The 24,405-nt window shown below is 71.2% G+C and carries 22 protein-coding genes and 2 pseudogenes; 8 read left to right on the top strand and 16 right to left on the bottom strand.

Features of this window, described 5'->3' with window-relative positions; all coding sequences use genetic code 11:
- Positions 1-9 precede the first annotated feature (9 nt).
- Genes QEG98_RS38840 through QEG98_RS38830 form a run of 3 tightly spaced genes read right to left on the bottom strand, consistent with a single transcriptional unit; the run spans position 10 to position 3,208 of the window.
- Positions 10-1,260 (bottom strand): hypothetical protein, encoded by a 1,251-nt coding sequence (locus tag QEG98_RS38840; protein ID WP_316564918.1) that lies wholly within the window; start codon positions 1,258-1,260, stop codon positions 10-12.
- The gene (locus QEG98_RS42555; RefSeq protein ID WP_410477905.1) at positions 1,257-1,421 is read right to left on the bottom strand and encodes a hypothetical protein; all 165 of its coding nucleotides are present in this window, start codon (positions 1,419-1,421) and stop codon (positions 1,257-1,259) included. Before QEG98_RS42555 ends, QEG98_RS38840 begins: the two co-directional genes overlap by 4 nt.
- A gap of 8 nt (positions 1,422-1,429) precedes the next feature.
- Positions 1,430-3,208, bottom strand: coding sequence for a WD40/YVTN/BNR-like repeat-containing protein (locus QEG98_RS38830; protein ID WP_410477904.1), 1,779 nt, complete (start codon positions 3,206-3,208; stop codon positions 1,430-1,432).
- 142 nt (positions 3,209-3,350) lie between these two features.
- Here QEG98_RS38830 and QEG98_RS38825 point away from each other — a divergent pair, with 142 nt between their 5' ends.
- The 4 genes and pseudogenes from QEG98_RS38825 (at position 3,351) to QEG98_RS38805 (ending at position 6,958) form a co-directional block, all read left to right on the top strand.
- Positions 3,351-4,391, top strand: coding sequence for an aldo/keto reductase (locus tag QEG98_RS38825; RefSeq protein ID WP_316568039.1), 1,041 nt, complete (start codon positions 3,351-3,353; stop codon positions 4,389-4,391).
- A 149-nt stretch (positions 4,392-4,540) separates the two neighbouring features.
- Positions 4,541-5,721: pseudogene (locus QEG98_RS42550) on the top strand (cyclic nucleotide-binding domain-containing protein).
- Positions 5,722-5,735: 14 nt separating this feature from the next.
- Positions 5,736-6,146 carry a tetratricopeptide repeat protein gene (locus QEG98_RS38810; RefSeq protein WP_316564914.1) on the top strand — a complete coding sequence of 137 codons (411 nt, stop codon included), beginning with the start codon at positions 5,736-5,738 and terminating at the stop codon, positions 6,144-6,146.
- Positions 6,143-6,958, top strand: a complete 816-nt coding sequence (locus QEG98_RS38805) for a cyclic nucleotide-binding domain-containing protein (RefSeq protein WP_316564913.1) — start codon at positions 6,143-6,145, stop codon at positions 6,956-6,958. Before QEG98_RS38810 ends, QEG98_RS38805 begins: the two co-directional genes overlap by 4 nt.
- A gap of 84 nt (positions 6,959-7,042) precedes the next feature.
- On the opposite strand, the gene QEG98_RS38800 is transcribed toward QEG98_RS38805, so the two are convergent.
- The 4 genes and pseudogenes from QEG98_RS38800 to QEG98_RS38785 all read right to left on the bottom strand — a co-directional run bounded on the left by QEG98_RS38800 (position 7,043) and on the right by QEG98_RS38785 (position 12,887).
- Positions 7,043-7,639, bottom strand: a complete 597-nt coding sequence (locus QEG98_RS38800; protein WP_316568038.1) for an OmpP1/FadL family transporter — start codon at positions 7,637-7,639, stop codon at positions 7,043-7,045.
- A gap of 130 nt (positions 7,640-7,769) precedes the next feature.
- Positions 7,770-8,234, bottom strand: a pseudogene (locus QEG98_RS38795) (OmpP1/FadL family transporter); the annotation flags it as partial.
- Between the two features lie 27 nt (positions 8,235-8,261).
- Positions 8,262-11,255, bottom strand: coding sequence for a hypothetical protein (locus QEG98_RS38790; RefSeq protein WP_316564912.1), 2,994 nt, complete (start codon positions 11,253-11,255; stop codon positions 8,262-8,264).
- 375 nt (positions 11,256-11,630) lie between these two features.
- Entirely contained in the window at positions 11,631-12,887 is a 1,257-nt protein-coding gene (locus QEG98_RS38785; protein WP_316564911.1) for a flagellar motor protein MotB, read from the bottom strand.
- Between the two features lie 511 nt (positions 12,888-13,398).
- Here QEG98_RS38785 and QEG98_RS38780 point away from each other — a divergent pair.
- Positions 13,399-14,088 (top strand): NTP transferase domain-containing protein, encoded by a 690-nt coding sequence (locus QEG98_RS38780; protein WP_316564910.1) that lies wholly within the window; start codon positions 13,399-13,401, stop codon positions 14,086-14,088.
- Between the two features lie 64 nt (positions 14,089-14,152).
- Here the strand turns inward: QEG98_RS38780 and QEG98_RS38775 are convergent, their stop codons facing one another.
- The gene (locus QEG98_RS38775; RefSeq protein ID WP_316564909.1) at positions 14,153-15,088 is read right to left on the bottom strand and encodes a hypothetical protein; all 936 of its coding nucleotides are present in this window, start codon (positions 15,086-15,088) and stop codon (positions 14,153-14,155) included.
- 333 nt (positions 15,089-15,421) lie between these two features.
- On the opposite strand from QEG98_RS38775, the gene QEG98_RS38770 reads away from it, so the two are divergent.
- On the top strand, positions 15,422-15,847 hold the full coding sequence (locus tag QEG98_RS38770; protein WP_316564908.1) for a response regulator: 426 nt from the start codon (positions 15,422-15,424) through the stop codon (positions 15,845-15,847).
- A 15-nt stretch (positions 15,848-15,862) separates the two neighbouring features.
- Here the strand turns inward: QEG98_RS38770 and QEG98_RS42545 are convergent, their stop codons facing one another.
- From QEG98_RS42545 to QEG98_RS38755, 4 genes are all read right to left on the bottom strand, one after another.
- Positions 15,863-16,285, bottom strand: a complete 423-nt coding sequence (locus QEG98_RS42545; RefSeq protein ID WP_410477903.1) for a hypothetical protein — start codon at positions 16,283-16,285, stop codon at positions 15,863-15,865.
- Positions 16,270-16,722 (bottom strand): hypothetical protein, encoded by a 453-nt coding sequence (locus tag QEG98_RS42540; protein WP_410477902.1) that lies wholly within the window; start codon positions 16,720-16,722, stop codon positions 16,270-16,272. Before QEG98_RS42540 ends, QEG98_RS42545 begins: the two co-directional genes overlap by 16 nt.
- A gap of 79 nt (positions 16,723-16,801) precedes the next feature.
- Positions 16,802-18,046 (bottom strand): hypothetical protein, encoded by a 1,245-nt coding sequence (locus QEG98_RS38760; RefSeq protein WP_316564907.1) that lies wholly within the window; start codon positions 18,044-18,046, stop codon positions 16,802-16,804.
- The gene (locus tag QEG98_RS38755; protein ID WP_316564906.1) at positions 18,043-18,312 is read right to left on the bottom strand and encodes a hypothetical protein; all 270 of its coding nucleotides are present in this window, start codon (positions 18,310-18,312) and stop codon (positions 18,043-18,045) included. The genes QEG98_RS38760 and QEG98_RS38755 overlap by 4 nt, the downstream gene beginning before the upstream one ends.
- A gap of 898 nt (positions 18,313-19,210) precedes the next feature.
- Between QEG98_RS38755 and QEG98_RS38750 the strand changes: the two genes are divergently transcribed.
- Positions 19,211-20,059 (top strand): HAD family hydrolase, encoded by an 849-nt coding sequence (locus QEG98_RS38750; RefSeq protein WP_316564905.1) that lies wholly within the window; start codon positions 19,211-19,213, stop codon positions 20,057-20,059.
- 78 nt (positions 20,060-20,137) lie between these two features.
- Here QEG98_RS38750 and atpA read toward each other — a convergent pair whose 3' ends face one another.
- The 4 genes from atpA to atpH all read right to left on the bottom strand — a co-directional run bounded on the left by atpA (position 20,138) and on the right by atpH (position 24,106).
- Entirely contained in the window at positions 20,138-21,685 is a 1,548-nt protein-coding gene (gene atpA / locus QEG98_RS38745) for a F0F1 ATP synthase subunit alpha (protein WP_316564904.1), read from the bottom strand.
- Between the two features lie 291 nt (positions 21,686-21,976).
- A complete protein-coding gene (locus tag QEG98_RS38740) occupies positions 21,977-22,477 on the bottom strand; it encodes a HAMP domain-containing sensor histidine kinase (RefSeq protein WP_316564903.1) in 501 nt (166 codons plus the stop codon).
- A 4-nt stretch (positions 22,478-22,481) separates the two neighbouring features.
- On the bottom strand, positions 22,482-23,411 hold the full coding sequence (locus tag QEG98_RS38735; protein ID WP_316564902.1) for a PAS domain-containing protein: 930 nt from the start codon (positions 23,409-23,411) through the stop codon (positions 22,482-22,484).
- A 146-nt stretch (positions 23,412-23,557) separates the two neighbouring features.
- Positions 23,558-24,106 carry an ATP synthase F1 subunit delta gene (atpH, locus tag QEG98_RS38730; protein ID WP_011556945.1) on the bottom strand — a complete coding sequence of 183 codons (549 nt, stop codon included), beginning with the start codon at positions 24,104-24,106 and terminating at the stop codon, positions 23,558-23,560.
- Positions 24,107-24,295: 189 nt separating this feature from the next.
- Between atpH and QEG98_RS38725 the strand changes: the two genes are divergently transcribed.
- Complete coding sequence (locus QEG98_RS38725; protein WP_316564901.1) at positions 24,296-24,403, top strand: Hsp70 family protein; 108 nt, start codon at positions 24,296-24,298, stop codon at positions 24,401-24,403.
- Positions 24,404-24,405 lie beyond the last annotated feature (2 nt).

Here is a 24,405-nt window from a genome sequence, read left to right as displayed (position 1 = left end):
CCGCGCGCTTCATGGCTGCCCCCGCAGGATGCTCACCGAGTCCGGGAAGATGCCCACCTCCACCGTGCCCACCACCGTGCCTTCCGTCAGGTCCACCGCGTGCAACGTGCCCGGCCCCACGTGGTCGCCTTCGCAGACGACCAGGCCGATGCGCTCGTCGGGCGTCAGCGTGATTTGATGCACGTTGAGACAGCCGGCGTCCGCCAGCTGCACCTCGCGCAGCACGGTGCCCGTCTCCGGGTCGATGACGGCCAGCGCGTCCACCAACTGGTAGGGCATGTACAGCGTGCGGCCATCCGCGGTGAACGCGCCGAACATCGGCGGCCCGCGCAGCGGCACGGCGCGCTCGGGCATCATGGTGCGCGTCTGGGGATTGAGCACGTGCACCTGCCGGCTGGCCATGGAGCTGACCCAGACCTCGCCCGTGGTGGGGGACTGGGTCAGCGCGTAGGGCTGGTGCCGGGGCGCCTTCGCGTCGCCCGAGCCCGCCGCCACCTTCACCCGCGTCACCGGCGTGTTCGCCTCGGCGAGGTCGACGATGGCCACCTCGTCCGACCAGCAGGCGATGTAGGCCGTGCGCTCGTCGGCGGACAGGCGCACCGCGTGCGGCGCGGGGCACACCTCCACCATGGCCTTTCGGGTCATGGTCCGCGCGTCGATGATGGCCAGGTTCGCGTTCATGTCCGACTCGGGGCGGCCCTGGCGCGCCATCTCGGCAATCTTCAGCGTGTCGAAGTGCGTCTGGTACAGCGTGCTCCCATCCGCGCTGATGATGACGTCGCCGGGATTGGGATTCACCCGCACCGAGCCCACGAGCCGGTTGTCGCGCGCGTCCAGCTTCAGGCAGTAACCGTCATCCGCGCCCGTGCCGTGGGCACCATGCGGCCCCGAGCCACCCCCTGGCACGTAGTTGGAGATGCCGACGTAATAGAAGTCCCCCGCGGGTGACACGGCGGTGTGGTGCGGCCCCTCCAGCTCCACCGGGTTGAGCCCCACTGGCACGCGCACCAGCTCGCGGAAGTCCGGCGTGCCCACGGTGGCCAGCTCCACCAGGCTGAGGGTGTCATCCAGGCTGTTGGTGACCAGGATGCGTCCGCCGGGGCCCGGCGGCGGAATGAACGTTCCTTCCCGCCAGGGCTCCTCGTGCGCGTAGTCCAGCCCGTCCGGTGGCGCCACGCCCACCACCCGCGCCGAGTTCTCATCACAGCCGGCCATCAGCAGCGCCAGCGCGGGCATCCACCACGGTGTCCGGTGGCTCATCGCGAATCCTCCACGCGGATGGTGCGTGGTGACTCCAGGCGATACGGACCTTCACGCAGCCGGTTCTGGACCAGGTAGGCGCTGGTCACCTGGACGCGGAGGTCCTGACCCGGGGCGGCACGGAGCGTGTCCCATGTCGCCGCGTCGAGCTGCCACTCCATGTTCGACGTCAGCAGCTCCACCGGACATCGCCGCCCGGGCACGGTGACCTGCACCCAGTAGAAGTCGCCGGTGACGGGCGGCAGATGTGCCTGGGCGGACGGCAGCAGCAGGTTGCCCAGCCACGCCAGCATGGAGCGGGGCGTCTCGCGCGAAGGCAGCCGGGAGGCCAGCGGAGACGTCCAACGCCACGTGGGCGGCGCCGCGTCCATCGCATAGGTCTGGCCCGGGACGGGGACTCCAGCGTCACCGCCTGGGAGCTGTCCGTGGGCCGGCCTTGCGCGTCGACGAAGGTTCGCCACGCCTCGTCGGTGGCCTCGCCGCCGTAGAGGGGTTCGCCGCACGCTTCGTCCCGTGGCGCGTCCTCGCCGTCGCAGGCGGCGCCCAGCATCAGCAGCACGGCCGCGCAGGGGGCCCACCGCCGCTTTCGAATCGGGAGTGTCATCAGAAGCCTATCGATGTGGACGCCGTGGGCCACGGCGCCTCGGGAGGAGGGAGGACAGCAACAACAGCAGGGGCAGGGCGGGGCCCGCCGCGGCGGCGCAGCCACCGGACTTCGGCTCGGGTGGGCGCTGCTCGGGCGGCTGTTGCCCCGCGTCGGACGTGCCCGCGTCCGGGGTCCCCGCATCCGGCGGCGGTGGCGGCTCCTCCACGCCACCATCCGGGTAGAGCGGAGCGCCCAGTTGCTCCGCGAGCTGCGGCCAGCGGGTCGGGCAGAGGTCCCGCACGGGGTTCCGCGTGGGCACAGCTGCGTGCCCTGGATTTCGTACAGCGCGAAGATGTGCTCCCACGTGCGCCCCTGGTCCGTGCTGCGCGCCAGGGCCCAGTCGTGCAGCCAGGTGGAGCCGCAGCCGTAGAGCGTCTCGCCGTCGCGCAGCACGCACGCGTTGCCGGTGGGCAGGGGCTGCTTCTCCAGCGGGCCGGTGCTCGAGCCCATGAAGAAGTAGTTGAGGGTGCCCACCCAGGCGGTGCCGCCGTCGGAGGACAGGTCCATGTTGATGAACGTGTCATCCAGCACCGTCACCTGCGTCAGCGTGCGGCCCCCGTCATCGCTGCGCAGCAGGTGCGTGTAGCCCTGCGCGGAGACACGCACCCACACGACATCCACGGCGACGGGGTCCACCGCCACCACGGTCAGCGCGTAGGGCCGCAGCAATTCTGGGAGCGCATGGGGGAACTCCTGCCAGGTGTCGCCCGCGTCGTCGCTGCGCAGCACCACCATCTGGTTGTTGGAGACGCCCGACACGTAGAGGCGGCGGGGGTCCACCGGGGACACGCGGACCGCGTTCAGCTCCAGCCCCGTGCGCAGCAGCGGCGAGGCGGTCCACGTCTCTCCGCCGTCGTCGGAGCGGTACAGGCCGTTGGCGATGCCGGGCCGTCCGGTGACGGCATGGAAAACGCGGTCATCGGTGGGGTGGGCCGCCAGCCCCGTCACCCAGGTCGACTTGAAGAAGGGATGCGTGCGCCAGGAGCAGCCTGCATCCGGCGAGTGCAGCAGGGCGCTGCCGGTGGCGGCGAGGATGTCGCCGGTCTCCCGCCAGAGGTAGGCCTCCGGGCGCCATCCGCCGTACCCCATGGCATCCGGACACACCCAACGCCAGGTCTTGCCGCTGTCGCGGGAGATGACCGCACCGAACGTCGTCCCGGAGAAGAAGTCCTGGGGGTGGCCTCGGCGGAGGGTGATGTTGGACGTCTCCGGGAGGCCGGCGTGGGCATGCGCCGCCGCTCCAGGCAGCACGGCCAGGAGGGACGCGACGGTGCTCCAGGCAACCGTGATGCGCGACTTCATTCCAATGGACTCCGGGAGAACGTGCCGGCCCCCACGTTAACGTTCACTGCGTTGGAACATAGCGGGGGGAATCGCGCCCCAGGTCGCGCATTCCGATTGAGCCCCTGGGGCGCGCCCGTTACCAGGAGGCCCCTCTATGGGAATGGAATATCGGCAGCTCGGCGGCTCTGGCTTCAAGGTCCCGGTGTTGACGCTCGGGACGGGGACCTTTGGAGGCCAGGGGGACTTCTTCAAGGTGTGGGGCAGCAGCGGGGTCGAGGAGGCCACGCGTCTGGTGGACATCAGCCTGGAGGCCGGGCTGAACATGTTCGACAGCGCGGACAACTACTCGGGCGGCCTGGCGGAGGAGATTCTCGGCAAGGCCATCTCCGGTCGTCGGGAGAAGGTCATCCTCTCCACGAAGGGCACCTTCCGCTCGGGTGAGGGACCGAACGACGTGGGCTCCTCGCGCTTCCACATCACCCGCGCGGTGGAGGCCAGCCTGAAGCGGCTGGGCACCGACTACATCGACCTCTACCAACTGCACGCCTTCGACGCGCTCACGCCCGTCGAGGAGGCGCTGCGGGCGCTCGACGACCTCGTGCGCGCCGGGAAGATTCGCTACATCGGCGCGTCGAACTTCTCCGGCTGGCACCTGATGAAGTCGCTCGCCACCTCGGAGAAGTACGGCCTCGCGCGGCACGTGGCGCACCAGGCCTACTACTCGCTGGTGAGCCGGGAGTTCGAGTGGGAGCTGATGCCCCTCGCCCTGGACCAGAAGGTGGGCACCGTCGTGTGGAGCCCGCTCGGCTGGGCGCGGTTGACGGGGAAGATTCGCCGGGGACAGCCCCGGCCCGAGGGCTCCCGCATGCAGTCCTCGCTCAACGCCCAGGGGGCGCCGCCTCTCTCCGAGGAGTACCTCTTTCGCGTGGTGGACGCGCTCGATGCCGTCGCCGCGGAGACGGGGAAGACGGTGCCCCAGGTCGCCATCAACTGGCTGCTCCAGCGCCCCTCCGTGTCCACCATCGTCATCGGCGCGCGCAACGAGGAGCAGCTCCGGCAGAACCTGGGCGCGGTGGGGTGGAACCTCACCCCGGACCAGGTGGCCCGGCTCGACGCGGCCAGCGCGGTGACGCCCACCTACCCGTACTGGCACCAGCGCGGCTTCGCCGAGCGCAACCCGTTCCCGACGAAGGTGGACTGAACGCGGCCTGGGGCGGCGTCTTCCATGTGGAAGACGCCTGCCTCGCGAGGACGCTCGCCTCCCTTCATGGGGTCTGCTACGCACGGCGCCAATCCGGCACGTGGAGAGCCCAGGGGGTGGGCCCAGGGGTGCCTGGGGGAGTTCACGGCATGGCGCGTTCCACGGTGGAGCCGGGGCACGGTGACGAGCTGCCCGCCAGCACGGGCACGCGGCCCTTCTGGGAGGCGGTGGCGCAGGGGACGGTGGACGTGGCCGTCCGCATCTACGAGGCCCTGGCGGCGTCGCAGCGGGACGTCGTGCTGGAGGAGTCCTCGCGCGCGTCCGCGTCCGCTCGCGTCACCCTGGTGTCGGTGCTGCGGCGGGCGCGTGACTTCGCTGGCGCCGCGCGGGTGCTGGAGGTGGATGGCGCCGCGGCCGAAGTCGCACAGCTCCACGAGCAGGCGGGTGCGCTGCTCCCGGCCGCGGAGGCGTGGCTGCGCGCGGGTGAACCGGCCCGGGCGGCGACGGCCTTCGAGCGCGGCGGCGCGCTGGAGCGGGCGCTGTCGCTGTACGAGTCGCTGCAGGCGCGCGAGGCCATGGCCCGCTGTCTCACCCGGCTGCGCCGTCCCATGGAGGCCGCCGCGGTGTACCGCGAGCTGGGCAACCCGCACGCGGAGCTGGAGTCCCTGCGTGCCGTGTCTCCGGAAATCGCGGTGGCGCGGCGTGAGGCGGTGCTGCGGATGAGCGCGCTGCTGGACGCGCAGGGGAGTCGTGGCGGGCGCTGGTGCTGCTGGCGGATGCGCTCCAGGAGCCGGAGCTTCGGGGTGACATCGCGCTCCAGGCGGAGCACACGCGGCTGCTGCGTCACCTGAACCTGAATGGCGGTCCGTCGGTGGAGCCCGCCCGCGCGCCGCCACCGCCGCCGCCGGACGGCTACGAATACCTCAAGGCCATTCCCCTCTTCGGCGAATTGTCCCTGGTGGACATGAAGGACCTCTACCAGCTGGCGCGGCCGGTGCAGTTCGCGCAGGGGGCCACGGTGCTGGAGAAGGGCGCGCCCGGCTCGGGGCTGTTGGTGCTGTTGGAGGGGACGGTGGACGTGCTCGCCGGTCCGGGGCCCGGCGCCCGGTTGCTCAACACGCTGGGGCCTGGAGCCTTCATCGGCGAAGTCTCCCTCATCCTGGACGGAGACACGTCCGCGCAGGTGTGCGCGCGCACGGACGTGCGGGCCCTGCGGGTGACGCGCGTGGACTTCCAGCACTACCTGGACACGCACGAGGCGGCCGCGCTGCGCATCCTCCGCCTCTTCACGGAAAAGCTCGCGGAGCGCGTGCGCGCGCTCAGCGCGTAGCAGGGGAGACGGCCATGGCGCACGTGCACGGCGCGGACAGGCCGCGGGCCGTCCAGCTCGCCAGCGAGGGCAGGTTGGAGGAGGCCCTGGCGGAATACCAGGGCGTGGTGAAGGACGCCCCGGACGACGCGGAGGTGCGTCAGAAGGTGGCGGAGCTGCTGGAGTGGCTCGGCCGTCCCGCGGACGCTGTCGCCGCGTACCAGGAGGCCGCGCTGGCTTGGGCGAAGGCGGGCCAGCCCCTGCGCGCGGTGGCCGCGTGCGTGGCCTTGCCTCGACTGGGCGCGCCCCAGGCCGCGCTTGTGCGCACCGCGCGCGTGCTGGCGGAGCGCTTCGCCCTGCCGCCGGGCGCGGCGGTGCCCGAGGAGGCCACCCGGGCGCATGTCGCGGAGGAGGGGTCACCGGGCTGCCCATCCTCTCGCAGGTGAGCCGGGAGACCTTCGTCGCGTTGCTCGAGGTGCTCCAGGTGCGCGCCTTCTTTCCGGGGCAGACGGTGGTGGAGGAGGGGACGCCGGGCGCCTCCATGTTCGCCCTGGTGGAGGGCCGCGCGGACGTGGTGCGCGCATTGGAGGACGGCCAACGGCGGAGCGTGGGCACCGTGACGCCCGGGGACTTCTTCGGGGAGCTGGCGCTCATCTCCGAGGGGCCTCGGCTGGCCTCCGTGGTGGCCACCGAGCGCGCGGTGCTGCTGGAGCTCACGCGCCAGCACATGGAGGCGGTGGCGGCGCGGCACCCGGACGTGACGGCGGTGGTGGACGCCTTCTACCGGCGGCGGATGGTGGAGAACCTGCTGCGCAGCAACCCGCTCTTCAATCAGCTGTCGCCCGCGCAGAAGGCCGCGGTGTCGCGCGACTTCGAGCTGCGCTCCGTCGCCGCGGGCGAGGCGCTGATGACGCAGGGCCAGCCGGGAGACGCCTTCTACGTGCTGCTGCGTGGGCGCTGTACGCCGTGGCTGGAGCAACCTCATGGACGGCGCGTGGCGCTGTCCGCGCTGCGCGAGGGCGACGTCTTCGGTGAAATCTCCCTGCTGCTGGACAAGCCGGTGTCCGCCACGGTGCGCGCGGACGTGGCGGGCGTGGTCCTGCGGCTGGAGCGCGACGCCTTCCAGAAGCACCTGCTCAGTCAGCCAGGCCTCAAGGGCCAGTTGATGCGCATGGGCACGGAGCGGCTCCAGCGCACGGCGCAGGCGCTGGCGCTGGCCTCCGGGCGGGTGTTGCACGACGGAGACCTGCGCGTCTGACGCGAAGGGCTGGCGTTGGAAACACAACGCCCGGGCCTCCGTGAGGAGACCCGGGCGCGGTGAGGTCCGGACGGTGCCGGAAGACTACATGGTGTAGCCGAGCGTCAGGCCGAACACCTGGGCCGTGCCGTTGTAGGTACCCGTCATGCCCGGCGCGGTGCTGTTCTTGTCGGACAGGGTGACGAACTGGTAGGCCGCGTCGACGCGCACGGCGCCGAAGCTGTAGCCCACGCCCGCCGACACGCCGAAGCGGTCCGCGTCCGGCAGGTCCGGCGTCAGCGTGTCATCCGGGCTGGGCGCCGGGTCCAGCAGCACGCCGGCGCGCACCTGCAGCGCGTCGGTGATGCCGTACTCACCGCCCAGGTGGAAGTTCCACGTCGAGCGCCAGTTCTTCGGCAGCGGGTTGTTGATGGCCGGGTTGTCCGGGAACTCGATGGCGAGCTCCGGGAAGCTGGACCAGCCCACCCAGTTGGCGTCGAACGCAATCGTCAGGCGGTCCAGCGGCGTGACGGCGATGCCCGCCACCACCGACTGCGGCAGCTTGACGTCACCCTCCACGCGGGTGTCCGGCAGGCGGCCCTGGAAGGCCGGCGGCACGTTCTGGAAGTCCGCGTCGCCCTTGAACGTCATGCCGATGGCGCTGCGGTACTGCACGCCCAACGTCACGAGCTTGGGGACCACCACGGCCTGGACGCCGGCGTTGAAGCCGAGGCCCCAGCCCGCGCCGCCCAGGTGCACCGCCCTCGCTGGTGACGAAGCCCAGGGCGCGCTTCAGCTCCAGCGTGCCGCGGGTGATGTTCAGGCCCGCGCCCACGCGGAAGCGGTCGTGCAGCTGGTACGCCACCGTGGGGTTGATGTTGTAGATGGACAGCGCGGACTCCTGGGCGCGGAAGCGGCCCACGAACCCGTCTTCCCACCGGCTGCTCGCGCCGAACGGCGTGTAGAAGCCCACGCCGGCCGCCAGCGAGTCCGTGATTTTGTACACGGCGAACACGTGCGGCGGCGGGGACAGCGTCGTCTTCTGCCCCTGCACCAGGCCATCCGTGGGGGTGAACTGCAGGCTGGGGAGGATGCCGGTGACGCCCGCGGTGACGTCCAGCTTCTCCACGCCCAGGATGTTGGCCGCGTTGGAGTAGATGGCGGACGAGTCATCCAGCCACGCCGCCGCCGCGTTGGCCATGCCCGAGGAGCGTGCGCTCTGGGTGTTGACCTGGAAGCCCGCGGCCTGGGTCGTCCCGGCGGCGAGCAACGTGATGAGGGAGAGTGTCTTCTTCATGTGGGTTCGTTCTCTCTCTGGAGGCCGTTACGGGGTGGGCGACGCGACGCCCGTGTTCAGGAACTGGATGACCTGGTTCTGCGCGGTGTTGCGCACGGACCGGAGGAACTGGCTGGCCGCCGAGCTGGGGTCCAGCGACGGGTCCACGATGCCGAAGAACGCGTGACGCACGTCCGTCGGCAGGCCCATCCCGTCCTTCGCCAGGTACGTCTGCACCGTGGGGGGCTCGGAGACGCCGACCAGCGGGCGGTTGGCCGCGCTGATGAGGCCCTCGGTCACCGCGTTGGGGATGACCATGTCCCCCTCGATGTACTGGATGAACGCATCGCGGTTTTCGGGGAGCGACGGCTTGGAAGCGTCCTCGGGCCAGTGCTCCAGGTACTTGCCGTAGTTGCGGGGCGAGGCCGGGTCCAGGATGGTGCGCGCCAGGGTGATGAACTCGTAGAACTCCGGCGTGCCCGGGGCGCGGCCGATGCCTTCCAGGGTTTGGAAGAAGCCTGAGCGGTACCGCACGAACGCCGGGTCCGTGGCCGTCAGGAGGATGTCCACCAGGTCACCGCCCACCGTGTTGAGCGCCGTGCGGCCCACGACGGGGGACACGGAGGCGGACAGGACGCCCTGGATGCCGCCCAGGCTCTGGCCCACGTAGCTGAACTGGCTGGTGTTCAGCGTACCGGCGCCCGCGGCAACCAGGCGGCCGTTGAGGGTGTCGGTGTCCAGCGCGCGCACCAGCTGGGCAAAGTCCACCACGTGGTGGCGGAAGTTGTCGCGGGTGGCGAACAGGTTGACCAGGTTCAGGAAGCCCGCGCCAGAGACGTACGGCGGCTGATTGGTACCCGGGCGGGCGAAGTCGCCGCCCTCGCAGGTGCCGGTGGCGCTACCCGGCGCGGCCACGCAGCGGCCCAGGCCCTGGCTGGAGCAGAACAGGTCACCGTGCGGCGACGCGGTCGGCCCCACGTTGCAGGCCGGCGTGTTGTTCGACACGCAGCGGCCGAAGGTGGGGCTGCCCGCCGTCACGTCGCAGGTGTCGCCGTCGTCGCAGGCCTCGTCCGGCGTGGTGATGGTGAGCTCGGGGACGCCATCACGGTTCGCGTCGATGATGACCGGGGCGTTCTCGCTGATGCCGGCGCAGCTGGCGCGCTCACCGTGGAACACGGTGTCGATGGCCGCCACGGCGTAGCCCGCCGCGTTGAAGTTGTTGGCCACCGTCATGATGTTGGTGCGGTTGCCCGTCAGCCCATGGCCGTAGATGACCACCGGGTAGCCGTCCGCGGGCACCGGGCCGGCGGGCGTGAAGAGCATGAACGGGACGCGGTCGATGCGCGGCGTGGCGCGGTTGAGCGTGCCCTGTGCGTCATCCAGGAGGAAGGGCGAGTGGTACGCGCCGATGAAGACACGGCCCACCGCGTTGTTCTCCAGCGTCAGGGCGTCCATCGTGCCCTTGATGGAGGCCGTCTGGTCCACCAGGTAGACGGGGTCGGCGGGCACCGGCGTGGGGGCCGCGTTCAGCCGCTCGAGGATGGAGCGGGTGCTCTGGGTGGTGAAGGCCCACGCCAGGTTGATGTCCTTGCGCGGAATGCCCGCGGCCTCCAGGCCGTCGAACAGCGACTTCATGCCCAGACGCACCGGCTCCAGGTCCTGGGCGAGCGTGTCAGGAACGGCGGCCACCTGGCTCTTGCCGTTGGCGTCCACCAGCGGGTTGGCCATGCGCATCAGCGCCTGCGCGGCGGTGGGCGCCACGGTGCGGCCCATCGTGTCCTTCATGCCGCGCAGCATCACCACGCCATACTGGGTGGCCTCGTCCAGCGGCACCTCCGGGACAATCTGGAGCTGCTGCGGCGAGTTCGGCGCCGGCGTCAGGCCCTCCACGACGGGCTCGCAGTTGAAGCACACCTTCACCTGGGGGTTGGTGCCCGAGGTGTGGTTGTTCAGCTTGACGAAGCGCAGCGTGGTCTTCGGCTCCGTCTCGTCGTCCGGCGTGAAGCCGATCTTCAGGCGCACGGTGTTCGCGTCCAGCAGGGAGCCCGTGTCGATGGCGCCGCGTTTCGCGCCGTTCTCCGACACGATGGGCGCGGTGGTGGACCAGCCGTCCAGGGTGTTGAGGCCCAGGATGAGGCTCTGCGCGGGGCCGGCCCCGGGGGGCACCGGCAGGGCCAGTTTCCCGGTTTCGGGGTTGCGCAGCAGGTCATTGGGGAAGGGGACGACGCCGTTGCCCGGATCGAAGGTGGCCTCCGGGTGGTCCATGATGGAGAAGGTCCACAGGAGGACGATGTCCTCGCGCTTCACGCTGAACTGCTCGGACACCTCCTTCAGGATGGGCGCGTAGCCGCGGCGCAGCTGCTCCAGCCGCAGGGCGCTGGCCGTCTGGTCCGCCAGGCGGGCGGCGGGCTCCGTCTCCGTGGAGGGGATGAGCTCGGTGGCCGTCTGGCAGTTGGGCGCATCCAGGTCGTCGCAGGTGACCAGCGGCTCGGTGGAGCTGGCGAAGGCCCACGTGGCGGACGGGATGACCGGCTTGCCATCCGTCGTCTTCACGCCGTTCTCACCGCCGATGATGGCCACGGCGTAGCGGCCACCCTTGGGCCAGCCTCCGGGCAGCGGGGGGATGATGGTGACGAGGTTGGTTTCCTCGTTGTACCCGATGTAGCTGGGCGTCGCCGGCTTCGCCAGCGGCGTACCCGCGTACACGTCGATGACCTTCACCGTGTTCGCGTTGACCGTTCCCGCCTCCAGGCCCCGGATGCGGGTGGTCGCGGTGACCGTGGTCGGGAAGCCGTTGAGCGTGTTCACGTAGTCGCGCGTGAACTCCTGCTCCGCGGGAGAGGCCTGAGGGTTGATGGGCGCGTTGACCAGACCGTTGACGATGGCCAGGTCGTTGGGAGACGGGACGACGGGCGGAGACCCGGTCGGATCGAACTCCGCGACGACGGAGTCTTCGGGGCTCCGCGGCGGATCCTGGGCGATATCGGGAGTACAGGCCGAGGCGCCCAGGGCAAAGGCCCCGAGGAACAACACCTTTCTCATGGGTACAACCCCCTCCAAGTCCTGGGTTGGGATGACTGGACTGGAAACGTCCGTGGCGTACCACGTCCATGGGTTGGCAGGAAGACAAGGGACTTGACGCGTCGTGTCACTTGTGATGGCGCGTGCGAGGTTGTGAGACGGGCGGTCGTTGACACGCTGCGCAGTGGGCCCCGGGCGGTTACGCTGCCGCGCATGAACCGACTATTGGGTGTGCTGGTGGTGGCCGTTGCCGTGGTGGCGCATGCGGAGGAGGCGGGGGCCTGAAGTGGACGGCGCCCGCGGACTGGGCGGTGCAGGGGCTCGGCCGATGCGCGCGGCGACGTACAAGATTCCCGCGGCGAAGGGCGACACGGAGGGCGCGGAGCTGGCCGTCTTCTACTTCGGCCAGGGCCAGGGCGGCGCGGTGGACGCCAACGTGAAGCGCTGGGTGGGCCAGTTCCAGACGGCGGACGGCAAGCCCATTCCCCAGGAGAAGTCGAAGACGAAGGCGGAGAAGGTCAACGGCATGCCGTTGACGACGGTGGACGTGAAGGGCACGTACACGGGCGGCGGGCCGATGATGGGCCCCTCGACGCCCAAGCCCGGCTTCCGGCTGCTGGGCGCCATCGTCGAGGGCGCCCAGGGCGCCGTCTTCTTCAAGCTGACGGGCCCGGAGAAGACGGTGGCCGCTTCGGAGAAGGCCTTCCGCAAGCTGCTGGAGTCGGTGGAGAAGCAGTAGCGGAAAGGCGCGGCCTGCGGCGCGCGGCTACTTCGCCCCGCGCGCGGGCTTCGCCTGGGCCTTGGCCGCGGTGCCACCCGCGACCGCGCGCTGGACGGCCGCGGCCGGCGTGCGCTTGGAGGGCAGGTCCGGCATGAGGAGCACCTCGATGCGCCGGTTGCGCGCGCGCCCTGCGGGGTCGCGTTGGTGGACACCGGCCGCATCTGCCCGTAGCCCGCCGCCACCAGCCGGCGCGCGGGCACGCCGCCAGTGTCCTGGAGGAAGCGCACCACGTTCACCGCGCGCGCCACGGACAGCTCCCAGTTGGACGGGAAGGTGCTCTGCAGCTTCTGCGACGGGGGCGAGTCATCCGTGTGGCCCGACACCTGGATGGACTTGTCCTCCACCTTGGCCAGCACGCTGCCCAGCCGCGTCAGCACCTCCTGGCCGCGCGCGCTGATGCTCGCGTCGCCGGAGTCGAACAGCACCTTGTCCACCAGGTCTACCTGGATGCGGCCCTCGGCCTGGGACAGGCGGATGGCGCCATCGGCGATCTCCGCCTTCATCTTGTCCTGCAGGTCGTCGTAGGTCGCCTTCAGCTTCGCCAGCTCCGCCTCCTGCTCCTGCACCGTCTGGCTGAGCTGTTCCTTCTCCGAGCTGAGCTGCTCTTTCTCCGTGGCGAGCTGGGCGCGCTCGGCTTCCAGCGCCGCCAACTTCTGCTCCAGCTGCAGCCGCGCGGCCTCCGCGTCACGCGCCCGCGTGGCGGCCTCCACCGCGGACTGGCGGGACTGCTCCGCCAATGCCTCGGCCTGGCTCGTTCCGCGGTGCGCCAGATACATCACGCCGCCCGACATCAGCACCACCAACGCCGTCACCAGCCAGGGCACCCAGGGTCGTCCGTGCTGTGCCTGGCCGTGTTGCGTGGACTCCGTCATGTCGCGACCTCCCGAGTGGCTGAACGGGGGGCACCGTAGCCAGACGCCCAGGGTGTGCCTCAAGGCGCCCCAGTGTGCGCAGGTGTCTGGCGGTGCAAGGTTGCAGCGGTGTCAGAAGGGCGCGCTCCGCTTCGCACGCCGCGTCCGGAGGACACGGCCTGGGAGCGGAAGTCCGCGCCGGAGCTGGTGCACCTGGCGGCGAGGATGGCCACGTTGAGCGCGGGGAGGCATCCGCCATGGCCCTCCAGGGCGACCCCGGTTCCGTCCCGGAGCCCTTCTGCAGCTTCGAATTCCTGCGGGAGCCCCACGACAGGGCACGGTGTTTCGGATGACGGATAGGGGACGGAGCGCCTGGCTGGATGCTCATCCAGCGAACACCCGTCCGGAGTGACTGGCGTCTGGCTGACGGCTGGGACCCAGGGGTGGGCTGCAATCCCACGCGGACGCCACAGCCTTTGAGAGGAGGCCCCCGGGCCTGCGGCGTTCATTCATGGGGGCGGAGGAGGCTGGCATGAAGGCAGTGGCGATCATCCTCGCTGCGGGTGAGGCCCGGCGGATGGGCCACCCCAAGGCGCTTATCGAGCACGAGGGAGGCAAGAGCTTCCTCCAGTCCCTGGCATCCACCTTTGGCAAGGCGGGTTCCATGGTGCTTGGCGTGGTGGGGAAGGACTCCGAGGCGGTGCGCGAGCAGCATCCGGGGATGGAGCTGGTGGAAGCGGAGCGGTGGCAGGAAGGGCCCCTCCTGTCGATAAAGGCGGGGCTGGACGCCGCGCTGGAGGCGGGCGCGGACGTGGTGTTGCTGCATCCGGTGGACATGCCGGCGCTGCGAGCGTCCACGCTCAAGTCGCTCCTGAAGATGGCGGGGGACACGGATGAGCTGCTGCGCCCGGAGTTCGAGGGCGCGCCCGGCTGGCCACTGGTGCTCTCGCGGAGCGGAGCGGAGCGGCTGCGCGCCGCGGAGGGCCAGCAGTTGGAGCCCGCGCTGGCGACGATGAAGGTGCGCCGCGTGCCGGTGAAGGACCCGGGCGTGGTGGTGAACATCAACACGCCGGAGACGTACGAGCGCCTGTTCGGCACGCAGCCGCGGCTGGCGCCTCCGCCCAAGCGGCGCGGCGCCAAGCGTGGCACCGCGCCTGCGACGTCCAACGTGGCGGAGCTGGGCGGTGGTTCGGCGCCCATGGCCGCGGCGTCCGAGGAGTAGCGCGCGACGGGCGGCTGGCTGGGGCCCGTGAGAGAATGGGCTCCGGCCAGCACCACCCGAGGCGTCAGAACGTGAGGCCCAGCCCCAGGTACGGGCCGGTGAGCCGTTCGATTTGCTTCTCCCCGGTCGTGTGCCCGGCGTCGTTGAGGTAGAGGGCCCGCCAGCCGCCGCGCAGGTGGAGTGAACCCACGTGCACGGCCAGGCCGGCCTGGGCATCCACCTGACGGTGCGGGAAGGGCACCGCCTGGATGCGGGCCTCGAGGTCCACCGGCGAGGGGCCGATGCAGGCCTCCACGGACGCGGCGAAGCTGGGGCCCACGAAGAGGATGTCCGGCGCATGCGCGCTGGCGACGCCGCCCTCCAGCCGCAGCCGGCCCCGCTCCCCCGCCCACAGCGCCGCGGAGGCGTGCGCGCTCAGCAGGGTGATGCGGTCGGTGGCATCCGAGCCATCCATCGCGGGCAGCGACATGCCGGTGATGCGCGCGTCCAGGCCCAGATGACGGCCATCCATGGCCATGAAGAGCCCCATGGCCCCGGCGTCGCCCAGCAAGTCTCCCTGCACGCCCATGCGCACCAGCAGCGGCACCGTGTCCTCGGGCTCGCGCACCACCCGCTGGGCGGGCCGCGCGGCGGCGAAGCCCGGGTGGGTTGCGCCGATGACGGCCCCCGCGACGATGGCGCCCGGAGGCGGCCGGCGCACGCGCATGGCGCGCCGCCGGGGCGCGTCGTCACCCCGGGGCGTGCGCTCGCGGCCAACGGCGGAGGCCGGGTGCGTGCGGCGGTTGCCATGCGAGCCCTCGTGGGGCTGGTCAATGGCGGACGCGGGATGGGCTCGGGCGCCGCGTGACTCCTGGGATGAAGAGGCCTGGCGGGACGTGCTCCGTGACGAGGACGAAGACGAGGAGGTGTCTCGCTTGCCGAAGCGCGCCTGCGCGGGGGAGGTGCCCAGCAGGGCACAGACCGCGAGCGCGGCGCACAGCACGGCCTTGGATGCGGGCAAGGTCCACTCCTCGTGGGGATTTCGGGGGCGGGCGGATTCAACCGACTTCCCTCCCCAGGGACCATGGGCCTCCAGGCGCGAGGAGTCGTCCACCAGCGCGTGCTGTGCGGCGCCGGACACCGCGCCGGTTCGCCGTCGCTGCGAATGCCACCCGGTGGAAGCTCACGCCGCGCGTCTGTGCAGGAGGCCGTTTGGCTCGCGGTGCCGGAGGGGCCGCGGCGGCCTTTCGCGTGCTGTAATATCTGCATGCGCGGGCCCGGCAGATGCTCATGCTTTGACAGTGAGCGGAATGCGGCGAAGTCGCTCGTGCCTGGGCGCGAAGGAGGGACTAGGGTGCCGGGTGTGACTCATCCCGTGGTGCAGCCGCAGGTCCTGATTGTGGAGGATGACCCGGACGTTCGGGGGGCCATGGCGGAAGCGCTGCATGACGAGGGCTTCGAGGTGTCCATGGCCATCAACGCCGTGGAGGCGCTTCGCGTGCTCGCGGCGCTGGAGTCCGCCTGCCTGGTGCTGCTCGACTGGGAGATTCCGCGCGTGGACGGGCGAGGTCTGCTCGAGCGGCTGCGGTCCGATGAGCGCTTCGCCGGGACGCGGGTGGTGGTGATGACGGCGGAGGCCGGGCCGTTGCCGCCTGGCGCGGTGGGGGCTGCGCAAGCCCGTGAGACTGGAGATGCTGCTGGAGGCGACGCGGCGGCACTGCCCGGTGGCCAGCGGCGCGGTGAAGACGCCCGCGTGAGCGCGGGCTGCGCGCTGACGTGAGGACTTCAGCGGACGTCAGTAGGTGAGGCCCAGGCCCAGGAAGGGGCCGTGGAAGGTGTCGACGTGGGAGACGCCATCCACGTAGCCGGCGTCGTCCAGCACCATGCCGCGGTAGCCGCCGCGCAGCACCACCGCGCCCAGCTTCAACGCCAGCGCGGCGTTCGCGTCCACCTGCCGGTAGGGGAAGGGCGTCACCTGCAGGCGCGCCTCCAGGTCCAGGGGGCCGGCGATGCAGGCCTCCAGGGAGGCGCCGAAGCTGGGGCCGACGAAGGTGATGTCCGGCGCGTGCGCGGTGCTGACACCGGCCTCCGCGCGCAGGCGGGCACGCTCGTGGGAGATGAGCGCCCAGGTGAGGTGCGACTGCGTCAGGGTGATGGAATCCGAACCGCTCGTCCCGTCATCCGTGGGCAGGCCCAGGCCCGTCAGCCGCAGGTCCACGCCGAAGCGCCGGCCCTCCAGCCCGAGGAACAGGTCGGCGCCGCCGCCCCTTCGTTGAGCGGCCCTCCCTGGATGCCCACGCGGAAGGACACCGCCGCTGCGTGGCGCTCTCCACGCAGCTCCGGCGACACGCCCATCCGATGGTTGCCGGTGATGAAGAGGTAGGAGAGCCAGCTCACCGTCACCGTGCTCGAGCCGTCACTCACGTGCCGCCGGTTGCTCGAGGAGCGCCGCCGGGAGGAGCGGCGGGGCGCGTCGTCGTCATCGTCGTCGTCCGAGCCGATGGCGGAGGCCCCGTGCTCCTTGTCATCCCTGTCCCGGTTCGAGTCGCTCTGGGACGGCCGCGAGCGCTTGCCGAAGCGGGCCTCCGCCGCCGTGGGACCCAGGCCCAGCGCGAGCGCGAGAAGGGCACACAGCAGGGTCCGGATTGGGAACACGGGTCAGCTCCTGACGATGGGCCGGGGATGCGGCCGCCGGAGACCTGGACGCCTGGCGGCCTGCTTTATTCAATTCGCCTCACTGTTGCGGTGGTGCCGGGCAGTTCTTGGGGTTGTTCAGGCACGCGTCCGTCTGGAGGCACTGGCCCGGGGACTTCTTGAGCTTGCACGTGTCCGAGCACTTGGGAGGGAGCTCGGAGTAGTCACACGTCACCCCGCAGGTGGTCTGCTCCTTGGGGGAGACGACCTCGCAGGGCGAGCGCAGGTACACGGTGATGGGCTCGGGGTGCTGGAAGCCGGCCTCGTCCATGCAACCCTCGAAGTCGCCGTCCCCCCACACCGCGGTGCCGTCGTTCACCTTGCAGCGGGAGGGGCGGGGGTTGTAGCTGCCCGGCTCGCACGGGCCCTCCGCGCGGGCCATGCAGCCGGCGATGCGCTCACCGCCGATGTCGGCGTTGGCGCAGATGCGCGAGCGCAGGTGGCTGTCGCCGTCCACCCAGTCCCGGCCGTGGCAGGCGTGGACGTTGTCATGGACCACGCCCTTGAAGCGCAGGTTGACGAGCTTGGGCTGGAGGGTGTCCTGATTGAGGACGACCTCCACCGTCAGGCCGCGCGAGTCGAACATGTTCCCGTAGAAGGCGCCCTCCCGGAACGTGTACGCGCCGAAGGGCCCGGCCGGGTAGGTGCCGGAGGTGGCCACCGGGGCCACCCACGAGCCCGGAATCGCGGCGCGGCTGTAGGGCGCGGACATGACGCTGTAGCGGCCGCTCGCGGGGCACTTGAACTCGACGCTGGGCTCGATTCCGCCGCAGGGGTTGCCGAGCGTGTCCGCCAGACGGTCCTCCCAGGCGCAGCCCCGCGGGTCTTCGCACACGCGCAGCACCCGGTCTCCAAAGATGCGGCCCAGCTGGCCCGTGCACGTGGCCGGGTGGGGCGCGCCCGCGGCCACCGTCACGTTGTCGCCCGGGTTGCAGGTGCCCACGTTCTCCCCCAGCCAGCCGCACTCGGCATGGAGCCCCGCCTCACCCGACGCGCAGGGCAGGAACATGGGGCTCCACTCCTGGCGGGCGCCCGAGGGGTTGAAGCGCCGGGGCTCGTTCGGGTCCTCGCCGCGCATGGACACCATCACGCGGCGGCCGAAGGCGTTGTTGCGCGCCAGGAGACAGGCCGTCACGTAGCCCAGGCAGGCCTGGCTCGGCTTGTCCTTCTCCCACTCGGGGCACAGCCCCACCTCGCCCTTGAAGGTGTACGTGTCGCCGGCGCGGCTGGTCCACTCCACGGCGGCGCCGGACGGCAGCGCGCACTCGGTGAGGTACGCCATCACGTTCCGGGCAGGGGGTGCTCCAGCGCGTGCTTGAGCCGGCCGTCGAAGACGAACGTCTCCGAGTGCAGCGGCATCTCGGTGAGGGCGTCCAGCGCGGCCCGGTTGCTGGTGAGCGCGTTGAAGGCCAGCTCCTCGGCGCGGAGCGAGTTCAGGATGCGGATGCCGGGCTCCGCCCGGGCCGGGGCTTGGGGAAGCAGCAGCGCGGTCAGGAACAGGAGCGCGGCCCGCAGGGAGCGCGAGGAGGGGCGAAGCGCGAAGGGCGACATGGAGCGTAGACCTCGGAGCGAAAAGGGACTCGGTGGCTCCGGCGGTAGCACGTCGCGGGCCGGACACTCTGGCCCGCGGTTTCGCGGGGTTGGCGGTGGGCCCTGTTGCCTGGGGGGCCACACCCTCTCAGGGGGTGTGGACGTGGGGGCCACGCGCCGTCAGCGCCGGCCCTGCTTCTTGGCCTTGGCCGGCGCCGGGGTTCGGGCTTGCCCGGCGCGGGCGGCGGCTGGAGCGCCGTGGTGCACGCGGCGGTGGCCGTCACCGCGGCGGCATAGGCGGCGTGGTGCTGCTGCTCCAGCGTGCGCAGCCGGCGCGACATGGCTTCGCGCAGGGCCTGGAGCTCGGCCACGCGGGCCTCGGACTCGGCCGCCTCGCGTGTCAGCGCGTCGTTGCGTTCCACCAGGGCGGAGATGGAGCGCGAACCCGCCCAGGCCCCTGTCGTGGCGAGCAGCACCGCGCTCACCAGCAGGCCCCATGGCAGCCACGCCCGGCGCGGGGGCGCCGACTCGTTTCGCTGCATCGCTTCCATGCCCGTGAGGTTAGCGGCCTGGGCGGGGTAGGCTTCAAGGGGAGGACGTGGGAGCCCGCGGCACCTGGGCCATGGGCAGGCGCAGCACGAAGCGCGCGCCGGGGCCCACGGGAGGCGCTTCCACCGTCAGCTCGCCGCCGTGGGCGCGGGCCAATCTGGCGGACCTGGGCGACAGGCCACGGGTGTGGCCTGGGCTGTACGTTGGGCCATTCCGCGGCGGGATGACAACCCGGGGTGCAGGGGAACATCCGCGGGGGGATGCTCATGGGGGCGCGGTGGCTGCCCGTTGATGCGGGCGGGCTTGATTCGAGGCCCGTGGGTGAGGCCTCATCCGGCCCCTTTCTTCATCTTCGGGAGCTGGTGGTCTGATGGCGATTGCGTGCGTGGTGCTGGACTTCGACGGAACCTTCACGGACGTGGCGGCGGAGAGCGCCCCCTTCCTCCGGCATTTCCGGCAGGGCCTGGCGGCGGCGCTTGGCGAGGATTTGGAGGCCGCGTGGGAGGAGGAGGTCGCCGCGTTGCGCGCGGGCGCGGACGCGCTGGGTTGGGATTTGGGCGGCCGGGTGGTGGCGCCCGCCACGGCGGACCCGTACCTGACGGCCACCTGCGCGGCCCACCGTCTCATGCAGCGCTTCGGGCAGGGCCAGGACGAGGCCCGCCGCTCCGACGTGGTGCAGAAGCTCTACCGCGAGGCCTACGCGCACTCGGCCACGGCCTTCAAGCCGGAGGCGAAGGAGGTGCTGGAGGCGCTGGTGGCCACGGGCCTGCCGGTGACGGTGGTGACCAACGCGCACACCGACCTGGTGGAGAAGAAGCTGGACCAGCTGGCGCCCAAGGGGCGCGAGAAGCTGACGGTGTCCGGGGACGCGCGCAAGTTCCTCCTGGACCCGCCGGACGCGGCGGATGCCCGCTTCACCGCGGTGCCGGAGACGCAGACGCTGGACGGCGTGCTGCGCCGCCCCGTCTACCTGCGCCGGGGCCGGTACTTCGAGGCCCTCAAGCGCGTCTGGGAGTCCACCGGCACCACGCCGGAGCAGACGCTGGTGGCCGGTGACATCTACGAGCTGGACCTGGCGCTGCCCGCCGCGCTGGGCGCGCATGTGCAGCTGGTGGCCCGTGACAACGTGCTGCCCTACGAGCTGAAGGCCATGGAGCTGCTGGGCGCGCGCGGCGGCGTGGACCGCAGCCTGCACGGCGTGCTGCCCCGCCTTCGCTGAAGGCCGGGCCCGCAAGCACGAAGCCCCGCCTCCCGGTGAAGGGAGCGCGGGGCTCGTGGGCTACCACCGGCGAGGGCGTTAGACCTTGGCGCCCGGCGTCGGCTGGAAGACCTCGTTGAACTCGGTGATGGCCTTGCTCAGCGCCGTCTTGATGTCGGCGGTCAGCTCGCGCTTCGACGCCAGGTCCTTGGCGACGTTCGGGTGCTTGCCGTCGGCGAACTCCAGGAACTCACGCATCCAGCGCACCACGTCGGCCACCGGGATGTCGCGAATCCAGCCGCGCTTCTTGGGGTCGTCGCGGTTGGTGGCGGCGTAGATCTGCATGACCTGCTTCTCGACGGGCATGGGCTCGTACTGGCCCTGCTTGAGCAGCTCCACCATGCGGGCGCCGCGCGCCAGCGTCTCCTGGGTGGCCTTGTCGAGGTCGGAGCCGAACTGGGCGAAGGCGGCCAGCTCGCGGTACTGCGCGAGCTCTAGCTTCATGGTGCCGGCGACCTGCTTCATGGCCTTGATCTGCGCGGCCGAACCGACGCGGGACACGGAGAGGCCCACGTTGATGGCCGGGCGGACGCCGGCGAAGAAGAGGTCCGTCTCGAGGAAGATCTGCCCGTCGGTGATGGAGATGACGTTCGTCGGGATGTACGCCGACACGTCACCGGCCTGCGTCTCGATGATGGGGAGCGCGGTGAGCGAACCGGCGCCCTCCTCGTCGGACAGCTTGGCGGCGCGCTCCAGCAGGCGGCTGTGCACGTAGAACACGTCGCCGGGGTAGGCCTCGCGTCCCGGCGGGCGGCGGAGCAGCAGCGACAGCTGGCGGTACGCCACGGCCTGCTTGGACAGGTCGTCGTACACGATGAGCGCGTGCATCTTGTTGTCGCGGAAGTACTCGCCCATGGCCACGCCGGCGTACGGCGCGAAGAACTGCATGGGGGCCGGGTCGGAGGCGTTGGACGCCACCACCGTGGTGTACTCCATGGCGCCGTAGCGGTTCAGCTTCTCCACCACCTGGGCCACCGTCGACTGCTTCTGGCCGATGGCCACGTAGATGCAGTAAACGTTCAGGCCCTTCTGGTTGATGATGGTGTCGATGGCGACGGCCGTCTTGCCCGTCTGGCGGTCACCGATGATGAGCTCGCGCTGACCACGACCCACCGGCACCAGCGCGTCCAGCGCCTTGATGCCCGTCTGCAGGGGCTCGTGCACGCTCTTGCGGGACACGATGCCGGGCGCCTTCACTTCCAGGCGGCGCGTCTCGGTGGCGGCGATGGGGCCCTTGCCGTCCAGCGGCTTGCCGAGCGGGTCCACCACGCGGCCGAGCAGCTCCTTGCCCACCGGCACGGAGGCAATCTGCTGGGTGCGCTTGACCGTGTCACCCTCGCGGATGGCCTGGAAGTCACCCATGATGGCGACGCCGACGTTGTCCTCTTCCAGGTTGAGGACGAGGCCCTGCACGCCGTTGGCGAACTCCACGAGCTCACCGGCGAGCGCACCCTCGAGGCCGTAGATGCGCGCGATACCGTCACCGACGGACAGCACGGTACCCGTCTCCGCGACGGTGACCTTCTTCCCGTAGTCCTTGATCTGCTCCCGGATGATTCTGCTGATCTCGTCGGCGCGGATTTCCATGAGCGTATGCGTCCTTGCGCAGGGGCGGCCGACGTGGAGCAGGCCGCCGAAACCTTGAAGTCGGGGCCCCTTACCACGCACACCCACCCGCTGCAATGCGGTCCGCGCCACCCGCCACGGGGTGGGAGAGGACGCCCGTTCAGGGGTGGGACAGGCGGCTGCGCAAAGGCGCTCCAGGCGTGGGCCAGAATCGCTCCTGGCTACTCTGGTGCATCAGCCGCCGTTGAGGCGGCGCCAGGCACGGAGGCCCTCAGTGCCCCGGTCCCTCGCGGGGCAGCCAGGCGGTGAAGCTCATGCCGCCCCCGGAGCAGGACTCCACCGCCAGCTTCCCGCCGTGGGCCACGGCGATCTGCCGGCGATGTAGAGCCCCAGGCCCAGGCCCTCTGGCGTGGCGCCGCGCTCCCTGCGGAAGGGCTCGAAGAGGGAGGAGCGCTCCTCCGCCGCCACCGTGAGTCCGGGGCTCCTCACACATAACGTGACGCCGCCCACCGCGCCCACCGCGCGCAGGGTGACTGGCGAATCCTCGGCCCCTTGATGGAGCACGCTGCTCAGGAGGTTGTCGGCCAGCTGCGCCAGCCGGTGGGTGTCCCAGTGGCCGCGCAGGTCGCCTTCCGCCTCCAGGTGGAGGGTTCGCCCGGGATGCTCACGGCGGCGCTCCTCCACGACGCGCGCCACCACCGCGTCCAGCACGGCGGGCTCTGGCCGCAGCGCCAGTCCGCCCGCCAGCCGCGTGCGGGTGAAGTCCATCAACTCCTGGAGCATCCGCTCCATGCGCCGGGCGGACCGGGCCACCGGCTCACCAGGGTGCGCTGCGGTTCCTCCAGCCCGTCCAGCCGCTGCAGGAGCGCGTGCCCTCCCGCAGCGATTGCAGGGGCGCTCGCAGCTCCGCGTCCACGGCGCCCAGCATCTGGTGCCGGAACTGCTCGGTGTTCGCGGAGAGCTCCTCCGCGGCCTTGCGGCTGCTGATGTCCCAGACGGCGACCAACCGCACCTGCCGGCCTTCCCACGTCACGTAGCGCCCCAGCACCTCCAGGGGCAGCCGCTGACCATCCCGGCGGAGGACGACCACCTCATAGGGAGCCTCCAGCCCGCGGCTGAGCACCAGCCCCACCTGCGAGCGGAACTCCGGGGCGACGTAGTCCACCAGGTGCCGGCCGATCATCTCTGAGGGGGACGCGTAGCCCAGCAGCTGCGACATCGCGCGGTTGGCGTCCATCACGATGCCGTTGTCATGCAGGAAGTGCCCGTCACAGGCCACGTCCGCCAGGCTGCGCATGTGAGACTCCCGCGCGCGCAGCCGCTGCTCCTCGAGGAAGCGCTCCGTCTCGTCGCGCACCCACAACGCCACCCCCGCCAGCGCGCCGCCCTGCAGCGCCGGGGACAGGCCCACCCGCAGGTACCGCTCACCCGCGGCGGGGGCCAGCACGCCCCGCACGGGGGCATCCGTGACGTCCTCTCCGGAGAGTGCCCGGGCCAGCAGCGGTGACAGTGCCTGCGCCACCTGCGGCCACAGCTCCGCGAGAGGACGGCCCACGTGCGCGCGCGGCTCCAGGCCGGACAGCGCCGCCAGCGTGGCATTCACCCACACGGGACGCAGCTCCCGGTCCAGCAGGGCCACCCCACAACCCGCCGCACTCAGGAGGGCCCCCAGAAAGGGCCGAGCCTCCTCGGGCGCCGCCAGCGTGGACGGACCTTCGGAATACCGGTGGAGTAGGGACTGCGACATGTTCAGGTCATCCAGGCGGCGCGGGGCTGTCCCGCACCACCTGAGAGTATACCGCTGTCAGGGTCCGCTGGAAATACCGGTTAGCCCTGGACTGCGGGGTGATAAAGACGACCTGGAACGTTGGTTGCCCGGCGAGCGGGCGGGTTTCAGCGCTGCTTCAGTTCGCGGCGCATCTCTTCGAGCTGGGTCCGGATGCTGCCGTCGTAGAGGATGCTGCCCACCTGGGCGGAGACACCACCCAACAGGCTGGGGTCCACGCGCGTCTCCAGAAGGACGTTGCGCTGGGTCAGCTGCTGTAGGGTCTGCTGGAGCTGGGCCAGGGCGTCGGCCGGAAGCGGCGCGGCGCTGGTGACGTGGCCCCGGACGCGGCCGGCACGGGCGTCCGCCATGTCGCGGAAGAGGCGGGCGATGTCCGCCAGGTAGCCCAGGCGGTTGCGGTCCACCAGCAGGCGGAGGGTGTTGGCCAGCGTGGCCTCCACGCCGCCGGGGATGGCCTGCATCACCGACTCCACCACCCGCAGGCGCTGCTCGCGGGTGTAGGCGGGGTTGACGAGCACATCCGTCAGCTCGGCGTTCTTCGCGATGACGTCGGCGAAGGCGGTGAGCTGCTCGGCGACGGCGTCAGTGCGGCCCGCCTCCGAAGCGACATCGAGGAGGGCGCGGGCGTAGCGGCGGGCGATCGACACGTTCACCATGGCGGTCGCGCCCTTAGCACGGGGATTTCCCCGGGCAACGTCCCTGGCATCGCGAAGCCCTGTCACCGGGGGCACGCTTGCCGGCCCGGGTCGTGGCGTGGGAAAGCGGCGCTTATCGGCACGCCGGCGAGGGAAGGGGCTTGGCGAGCTGGCGCGAACACCCGTAGGGTGGTGTCCTCTCGGCCCCCCATGCATGACCCCGTCATCGGCATCGACCTGGGTACTACCAACAGCGCCGTGGCGACCGTGGAAGACGGACGCCCGCGCATGATTCCCCGCGCGCGGGTGGCCGGTTGACG

The organism is Myxococcus sp. MxC21-1 (assembly GCF_032612255.1).
Lineage (GTDB): Bacteria > Myxococcota > Myxococcia > Myxococcales > Myxococcaceae > Myxococcus > Myxococcus virescens.
The sequence above is the reverse complement of the archived record's forward strand: the minus strand, read 5'-3'. Positions and strand labels throughout refer to the sequence as shown.

Excerpts from the sequence above, each read along its gene's own strand:
- QEG98_RS38840 (WP_316564918.1), bottom strand. The coding sequence starts at position 1,260 with ATGAGCCACCGGACACCGTGGTGGATGCCCGCGCTGGCGCTGCTGATG.
- QEG98_RS42555 (WP_410477905.1), bottom strand. The coding sequence starts at position 1,421 with ATGGAGTGGCAGCTCGACGCGGCGACATGGGACACGCTCCGTGCCGCC.
- QEG98_RS38830 (WP_410477904.1), bottom strand. The coding sequence starts at position 3,208 with ATGAAGTCGCGCATCACGGTTGCCTGGAGCACCGTCGCGTCCCTCCTG.
- QEG98_RS38825 (WP_316568039.1), top strand. The coding sequence starts at position 3,351 with ATGGAATATCGGCAGCTCGGCGGCTCTGGCTTCAAGGTCCCGGTGTTG.
- QEG98_RS38810 (WP_316564914.1), top strand. The coding sequence starts at position 5,736 with ATGGCGCACGTGCACGGCGCGGACAGGCCGCGGGCCGTCCAGCTCGCC.
- QEG98_RS38790 (WP_316564912.1), bottom strand. The coding sequence starts at position 11,255 with ATGAGAAAGGTGTTGTTCCTCGGGGCCTTTGCCCTGGGCGCCTCGGCC.
- QEG98_RS38785 (WP_316564911.1), bottom strand. The coding sequence starts at position 12,887 with ATGACGGAGTCCACGCAACACGGCCAGGCACAGCACGGACGACCCTGG.
- QEG98_RS38780 (WP_316564910.1), top strand. The coding sequence starts at position 13,399 with ATGAAGGCAGTGGCGATCATCCTCGCTGCGGGTGAGGCCCGGCGGATG.
- QEG98_RS38755 (WP_316564906.1), bottom strand. The coding sequence starts at position 18,312 with ATGTCGCCCTTCGCGCTTCGCCCCTCCTCGCGCTCCCTGCGGGCCGCG.
- QEG98_RS38750 (WP_316564905.1), top strand. The coding sequence starts at position 19,211 with ATGGCGATTGCGTGCGTGGTGCTGGACTTCGACGGAACCTTCACGGAC.
- atpA (WP_316564904.1), bottom strand. The coding sequence starts at position 21,685 with ATGGAAATCCGCGCCGACGAGATCAGCAGAATCATCCGGGAGCAGATC.
- QEG98_RS38735 (WP_316564902.1), bottom strand. The coding sequence starts at position 23,411 with ATGTCGCAGTCCCTACTCCACCGGTATTCCGAAGGTCCGTCCACGCTG.
- atpH (WP_011556945.1), bottom strand. The coding sequence starts at position 24,106 with ATGGTGAACGTGTCGATCGCCCGCCGCTACGCCCGCGCCCTCCTCGAT.
- QEG98_RS38725 (WP_316564901.1), top strand. The coding sequence starts at position 24,296 with ATGCATGACCCCGTCATCGGCATCGACCTGGGTACTACCAACAGCGCC.